Here is a 3,010-nt window from a genome sequence, read left to right as displayed (position 1 = left end):
TCATCAGTCCGATTTGACGAAGAGCCTAAAAAAGAAGCCAAGGATGTTCCTTGACCTCTTCTAAGCTTGCAATAATTTACTGTTTGCTTTCGCTTATTATAGATTAAATTTTATCAATTACATTAAGCTTCAGTTTGACCTTCAGCTTTCTCTGCTAATGATTGGTATACTTCGTTGATTGGGCTAGAAACACCTTTGTTAATGTCCTCAACTAAAGTATTTAAAGCACGTTCTTTATCCATCAAGCTAGAAATCACTTCGTTGTTAGCTAATTTCTCTTGTAATTCGTTGGCATTTTTTTCATCTTCTTCAGTAATTTCTTGGCCTAATTGGGCTTTGAATTGGAAGCTAGATTGTAGTGCACGGAATTCAGTATAGATATCAAATGCTTCTTGATCATTTTTTAAAGCTTCAACAGCGGCTACTAAATCTTTGTACGCTGCTTCTTCACGGATGTCACGTTCTAATTGGTTAATTGTATCGTAAATATTTGCCAAAATTTTCACTCCTTAAAATTGTTCCTGGTCAACTTGACCTTTTTCAACTACATTTTCCAATATAACATTCTTTAAGATTCATTGAAAGTCAAAAGGGATTAGCTATTGTCCGCCAAATAATCCTTGGAAGAATTCTTGCACTGAATCCAATACCGACCTGTCTTCTGATTCATTGTCAGAAGAGGATTCTTCAGATGATGATTCTTCAGAAATTGTTGCTTGTTCAGATTGGATTTGATTATATTCATCGTAGGCTGATTGCACACTAAATGTGGTACCTGGACTTGAATTCAAAATACCACTTAAGACATCTGAGAAGGCTAATTTAGATGAACCAGCTGATCCATACCATAAGTAAGTATCATCATCTGTATCATCGAAACCAAACCAAGTAGCAATCACCACATCAGGTGTGTAGGCGATATCCCATTCATCCGCATTTCCTGATGTAAAGTTGGCAGATTCTGCTGAACCAGTCTTACCAGCGATTTCATAGCCTTCAGGTTCCATAGTAGCACCAGTACCACCTTCATCATATACTGACATTAAAACAGCGGTCATTTCATCTGCAACTTCTGCACTCACTGCTTGGTTTTGAACTGGCTCTTGTTCTTCTACAACGATATTTCCTTGTTGGTCCTCAATACGCGTAATATACTGACCTTCTGAACGAACCCCACCATTTGCAAAAGCTGAGTAGGCAGAAGCCATTTGCAATGGTGAAACGCCACCATTATTAAAGGCTCCTAGGGCTAAGCTCAAGTTTTTATCTTCCTCAGTATACGGAATACCAAAGTCATCTAATTTGGCAATCGTTGTTTGAATACCTAATTCATTCATCAACCACACAGCTGTCGTATTTTTAGATTTTGCTACTGCATCCCATAGTAAGATATCTCCTGCATACTCATAGTTCCAGTTTTCTGGAGAATAATTATCTGCACCATATGACTTTTGTTCATCTGGAATAACAGATTGGGCAGTATAACCATTTTCCAAGGCGGCAGCATAAACCAATAACGGTTTAATTGTTGAAGCTGGGCTTCGTGAAATTTGGGTAGCACGGTTAAAGCCACGGAATGAATAGTCGCCTGTTCCACCAACTGAAGCCATTACGCCACCTGTTTTCGGATCCATCACAACAGAAGCAGATTGAGCAAGTTCACCTGATGGCGATGTAGGGAATAAAGACGTATCACTATACGTTGACTCTAGTTCAGCCTGATATGTCTGGTTGAGGTTGGTATAGATCTTGTAATTACCATTCATAATATCCTCTTCAGATAAACCAAATTTATCAATAGCCTCGTTAATTACAGCATCAAAGTAATACGGATAAGCATAAGCATCACTTGAAGTATCATTATTCATCTGTACCAATTCCGTATGAATAGTAGCATCAGCTTCTTCTTGTGTAAGAAATTCATTATCCACCATTAATTGTATAATAGTATTTCGTCGGTCTAATGTAGCATCATAATCATCTACAGGGTTATAAATGGTTGGCCCTTTTAAAGCACCGGCAATAACAGCCGCATCTCCTACAGTCACTTCAGAGGCTGACACACCAAAATATTTTAAGCTGGCGTCTTCTACCCCATAAGCGCCATTCCCAAAGTAAGCATTATTTAAATACATTTCCAAAATTTCTTCTTTGGTATAGTTCTTTTCAATTTCAAAAGCTAAGAACAATTCTTTTAATTTACGCATCAAGGACTGATCATTATCTAAAAAAGCATTCTTGACTAATTGCTGCGTAATCGTTGATCCACCACCAACAATTTGACCACTTGTTACGTAACCAAAAGCTGCACGTGCGATACCTATTGGGTCAAACCCGTGATGGTCATAAAACCGTTTATCCTCTGTTGATATGACCGCATCTTGAATATTCGTTGATATATTTTCTAGTTCGACATAAGTTCCGGCATCATTGGATATTTCTCCAGCATACTCACCGTCTTGGTCGTAAAATTCGGTTGTTACCTGCAATTTCGTCGGCAAGTCACTCACATCAGTAGTCTTAGCGCCTATCAGCAAATAGGCTTCCATGACAAATCCAACCGCCAAGATAACCAAAATCAACCACCTGGTTACCCGATATCGTTGCCATAACCTGCGGAACTTTTGCCACAAAGTGAGATTTGAATCATCCGAATACATATCTCGATCATTCGATTCAAAAATATTTCGCATTGTTTTCTTCCTATCTTATTTATCTACAGTTTTTCCATTTTTTCATTACTATTTTACCAGAAATCCAATACATTCACTCAGACTCTGGTTGTATATTACAAAAAACGTCTAACCAAAATAGCGACTTGGAGGACATTTCAACCTATTCTCCCACGTAGAAAAACAAAGCACAATGGAAAAAAGACATAATTAACATAAACTTATTATAAAGGGTGTGAGCTTTGGCGCTCAGGCCGGTAACACTGGAAGAATAGTGCCGTATCACACAGAGTGTGATGCAAACTATTCTGAAGTGGAGACCGGACTGCCAAAGCGAA

General features: G+C 38.2%; 2 protein-coding genes. Both read right to left on the bottom strand.

Annotated features, from left to right (window positions below; genetic code table 11):
* Positions 1–122: 122 nt before the first annotated feature.
* Positions 123–506, bottom strand: coding sequence for a YlbF family regulator (locus HMPREF3116_RS04140; RefSeq protein ID WP_083272754.1), 384 nt, complete (start codon positions 504–506; stop codon positions 123–125).
* A gap of 93 nt (positions 507–599) precedes the next feature.
* Complete coding sequence (locus HMPREF3116_RS04135; RefSeq protein ID WP_070467923.1) at positions 600–2,693, bottom strand: transglycosylase domain-containing protein; 2,094 nt, start codon at positions 2,691–2,693, stop codon at positions 600–602.
* Positions 2,694–3,010: the final 317 nt, after the last annotated feature.

It is taken from the genome of Aerococcus sp. HMSC10H05 (genome assembly GCF_001806975.1).
Lineage (GTDB): Bacteria > Bacillota > Bacilli > Lactobacillales > Aerococcaceae > Aerococcus > Aerococcus viridans_B.
Note: the sequence above shows the minus strand (reverse complement) of the source record. Positions and strands in the feature narration are given on the sequence as shown.